Below are 4,500 nucleotides of genomic sequence, written 5' to 3' on the forward strand. Positions count from 1 at the left end.
GACCACCAGTAACTAAATAAACAGTATCGCTGAGTACACCTAGCTGGCGCACTAAAGAACCCAAGCGATCGCGGAACGCCCTCCCAAGAGGATAAGCTGGTACTACACCCCAACCTACCTCTTCTGCTACAAATAGCATATCAGCAGCAACTAGATCCACCGTCTCTAACAACTCTGCAACAATGTTTTCCCAGGTAGATTCGTCCTCTTCTAAAAGATTAGCAACCCAAGTTCCTAAAGAATCAACTAAAACACAGGTATAAGGTTTGGCATCGGCCAGGGTAGCAGACAGTTCCACAGGTACAGATAAAGTTACCCAGTCTTGGGGGCGACGTTGTTGATGTTCTAAAATGCGTTGATGCCATTCTTCGTCATCTGGGTTATCGGTGGCTGTTGCTACGTAAACAACTGCTTTTCCTGACTGCATGGCCAGAGTTTCCGCCCATTCACTTTTACCAGATCGTGCTGGCCCTGTTACTAAAATGATTTTACCCAAAGTTGTTTCCTGAGTATTTTAACAATATGCCTACGGTTGCAATCTATCACCGCAGTTTTTTACTTCATCGGCAAAATTTTTAGTTTCAAATAACTTTTAAGAGATAAAATTAGCACCAGCATCATTGATGTCACAACTGGCAAAAGCCGAAAATCCCAACAACCCCATTCTCAATTATTTAACACCATTGGGGACAGTAAACTTTAGGATGTCTTTATGAACGCAGGCTTAAAACGCATAGAAGCAACTCTCCATGATTTAGGGAATCGCGGCACTGCCTCTGCCGCCGAAGCTGGTGATTCGACGACAAAACGGCCTTTTTCCTTTAGAATCAGTGTCGGAGCCAACGAACCCATAGAAAGTACACAAACTTCATCCTCTCAGGAAGAACAAACAGTTGATACTGAGAGTGATTATCCTTCTGAACAAAATTTCTTTCCTCACCATGACTCTGTGCAGACCTTTCAAGCAGAAGAGGATGGTAGCAAAACACCCAGCCTACCAAAGTTGAAAACTCCGAGCTTTAGTAGCCATCGCCACGGAGCAAATCCAGCATTGGCGATGAATCTATTGCAAGAAATTCAGGAAACTGTCGCTGGTTGGCAAATAGAACTGCAAAATATTTTAAAGCAAATTCAGGATATTTACTTAGAAGGCCCAATTGTCAATGGCTGGTTAGAATCCAATCCCAAGGAACCAGAAGCAGGAGGAACTGCAACACTGCGCCATGCAGAAGTTGACCGCCTGATGAACTACGTAGAAGAAATTTGCGCCACTGGTGGGAAAGTATCTTATAAATCATCTATTACTGGCTACCGCCTCTGTGGTATAGACGATACTGGTAAAGTCTGGTCGCGCCCATGTCCAGCAGATCAGATTCCTAATGTTAGCATGGCGATCGCGCGTTACCAAAAGTTACGTCAACTGTTAGGACGCAAGCAATCTTTAGAAACCCGCCTGAGTCAACTAGCCCAAACACTTGTAGTTTTACATAGTCATATTCAACAAACGTAAAGTTTTAAAGATTATTTCCGAAGAAACTCGGTTGGTGGGTCGGTAATTTTTAGTTTAAATTAACTCTCAGCAGGTGTGCCTTGGATTTAAGATTTTTATCTAAAATCGTTCGACTGAGCCAAGCCGTTCGTGTAGCGTTCCGCAGGAAAGCCCCAAATCTCAAATCCAAAATAAAATCTATGCCAGACACCCAAATCTCTGCCATTATCTGTACCCACAATCGAGATACCTATTTAGGGGCTGCAATTGATAGTCTTTTAGCGCAGGATTTTGCTGCTGACTTTGAAATTGTAGTAGTTGATAATGGATCTAGCGATCGCACCCGTGAGGTTGTAGAACAAAGAACCCATAATCCGCGCCTGAAGTATGTATTTGAACCCACCATTGGTTTATCTGTCGCCCGGAACACAGGTGCAAAAGTAGCTAGTGGTGATATTCTTGCTTATCTCGATGACGATGCCGTTGCGAGTAAGGGCTGGCTACAAGTTTTATATTTTGCCTATTACAATAATTCTAAACTAGCGATCGCAGGTGGCAAAGTCACTCTCTTATGGCCTCCAGCAATTCAACAACCACGGTGGCTATCTCCAGGACTAGCTGCAAATCTGGGTGCATACGATTTGGGTGACAGTATCATCTATATCGAGCAACCTGGCTTAACACCCAGAGGCTTAAATTACTCCATCCGCCGCAGTTTCCTAGAAGAAATTGGCGGTTTTGATCCTCATCTTGGTCGAGTGGGAAAAAATCTATTATCAAATGAAGAACTGCAAATGACCGAATTTGCGCTACAACGTAATTGGCAAGTCGCTTATCTTCCCGAAGCGCTGGTTGCTCACAATGTTGCTCCAGAACGCCTCCAACGCTCCTGGTTTTTAAACCGAGGCTGGTGGCAGGGTATCAGTGAATGCTATCGAGAACAACTCGCTGGTAAAGCTGGAATCGCTCAATTACAGCGAGGTAGCGAACGGTTTGTGCGCGGCTTATATAAGGCATTGCAATATTTTTCTGATCCAGCAGAACGGTTTGACAAACTTGTATATGCTTACGGTCAGATTGGTTACTTAAATGCTGCTATTCAAGGTCTTTTATCCAGATCAAATAAGAAATAAAAAAGAATGGAGAATTCAGAATTCAGAATGCTTTTATCTTGGGTATAGAATCCGCAATCATACTCAAGTCCATTCTAACTCCTAACTCTTGTACAGACGCGATTAATCGCGTCTCTCCTAACTCCTAACTCTTAAATATATGTCATCTAAAATACCAGTTTCTGTATTAATTCCGGCAAAAAACGAACAAGCAAACTTGCCTGCTTGCCTTGCTAGCCTCAGTAGAGCAGATGAAATATTTGTAGTAGATTCTCAAAGTACTGATAATAGCATTGAAATTGCTAACAGTCACGGTGTCAATGTCGTACAATTCAACTTCAATGGACGTTGGCCTAAAAAGAAAAATTGGTCTTTAGATAATCTACCTTTCCGCAACGAATGGGTATTAATTGTAGATTGCGATGAGCGCATTCCCCCCGAACTTTGGGAAGAAATTGACCAAGCAATTCAAAACAATGAATATACAGGTTATTATCTCAACCGCCGCGTATTTTTCTTAGGAAAATGGATTCGTTATGGCGGGAAATATCCCGATTGGAATCTACGTTTATTTCAACATAAAAAAGGTCGCTACGAAAACCTACATACAGAAGATATTCCCAATACTGGTGATAACGAAGTTCACGAACATGTGATTTTGCAGGGCAAAGTTGGATATCTCAAAAATGATATGCTCCACGAAGACTTCCGCGACCTTTATCACTGGTTAGAACGACACAACCGCTATTCCAACTGGGAAGCCAGCGTTTATTTTAATATTCTCACAGGTAAAGATGATAGCGGCACTATCGGCGCGAATCTATTTGGTGATGCAGTCCAACGCAAGCGCTTTTTGAAAAAAGTCTGGGTACACCTGCCATTTAAACCCATTTTACGGTTTGTTTTATTTTATATTATTCAACGCGGTTTTTTGGATGGCAAAGCCGGATACATCTATGCACGCTTGCTGAGTCAATATGAATATCAAATTGGCGTTAAACTCTACGAATTACGCAACTGTGGTGGTCACTTAAATACTGCAACTACCCCGAAAGAAGGAGATGGGGAGATAAGGGAGATGAGGGAGATGAGGGAGGTGGGGTGATGAGGAAGCAGTTATTGAGCAGGGAAGCAGGAGAAGAATAACAATGCCCAATGCCCAATGCCCAATGCCCAATGATAAACCTTTCGTAGATTTACGCAAATATGACCAATCCTGGTTTGATCGAGGGCGTCCAGGTTGGTATATTTTATTATGGTGGCTTGTACAAGCGATCGCCTTTCCCCTGACTCCTCAACCGTTAAATATTCTGCGTTGTGCTTTGCTAAAACTATTTGGCGCTCGTATCGGTAAAGGCGTATTAATTCGACCCACCGCCCGCTTTACCTACCCTTGGAAAGTTACTATTGGCAATCACAGTTGGATTGGAGATAACGTAGTTTTATATAGCCTTGATCATATCCGTATCGGTGAACACTGCGTAATTTCGCAAAAAAGTTACCTCTGTACTGGTAGTCATGATATCCAAGACCCTGCCTTTGGGTTGAAAACAGCGAGTATCACCATTGACAATGGTGCATGGGTAGCAGCAGATTGTTTCGTTGGGCCGGGAGTGCAAATCGGCGCTAATGCTGTGATTGGCGCTCGTAGTAGTGTTTTTACTAATATGCCTTCTGGACAGGTTTGTTGGGGAAGCCCCTGTCGTCCCAAGACGGTTCGGATAAAACTTGATACTTCTACAAACCCGTGATTTGAGTAGGTTGCCGGGGTAATATCATGTCCGGCAAATTGCTTATGATATGTCATTGCGAGTGCAACGAAGTGGAGCGAAGCAATCACAATGACTCTGCGATTACTTCACTCCGCTATCGCTGCGTTCGTAATGACAAGTATTTAGC

The 4,500-nt window shown here is 43.1% G+C and carries 5 protein-coding genes; 4 read left to right on the forward strand and 1 reads right to left on the reverse strand.

Features of this window, described 5'->3' with window-relative positions:
• Positions 1 to 496, reverse strand: a 496-nt coding sequence (gene cobU, locus LC574_RS27925) for a bifunctional adenosylcobinamide kinase/adenosylcobinamide-phosphate guanylyltransferase (RefSeq protein ID WP_229456918.1), incomplete at its 3' end; no start/stop codon positions are given.
• 216 nt (positions 497 to 712) lie between these two features.
• Between cobU and LC574_RS27930 the strand changes: the two genes are divergently transcribed.
• The 4 genes from LC574_RS27930 to hpsU all read left to right on the forward strand — a co-directional run bounded on the left by LC574_RS27930 (position 713) and on the right by hpsU (position 4,352).
• Entirely contained in the window at positions 713 to 1,510 is a 798-nt protein-coding gene (locus tag LC574_RS27930) for a hypothetical protein (protein ID WP_229456919.1), read from the forward strand.
• 179 nt (positions 1,511 to 1,689) lie between these two features.
• Entirely contained in the window at positions 1,690 to 2,622 is a 933-nt protein-coding gene (locus LC574_RS27935; protein ID WP_229456920.1) for a glycosyltransferase family 2 protein, read from the forward strand.
• Positions 2,623 to 2,761: 139 nt separating this feature from the next.
• Positions 2,762 to 3,706, forward strand: coding sequence for a glycosyltransferase family 2 protein (locus LC574_RS27940; RefSeq protein ID WP_229456921.1), 945 nt, complete (start codon positions 2,762 to 2,764; stop codon positions 3,704 to 3,706).
• 64 nt (positions 3,707 to 3,770) lie between these two features.
• On the forward strand, positions 3,771 to 4,352 hold the full coding sequence (gene hpsU, locus LC574_RS27945) for a hormogonium polysaccharide biosynthesis acetyltransferase HpsU (RefSeq protein WP_229456922.1): 582 nt from the start codon (positions 3,771 to 3,773) through the stop codon (positions 4,350 to 4,352).
• Positions 4,353 to 4,500: the final 148 nt, after the last annotated feature.

The sequence above is a fragment of the Nostoc sp. CHAB 5715 genome, assembly GCF_020829685.1.
Taxonomy (GTDB): domain Bacteria; phylum Cyanobacteriota; class Cyanobacteriia; order Cyanobacteriales; family Nostocaceae; genus Nostoc.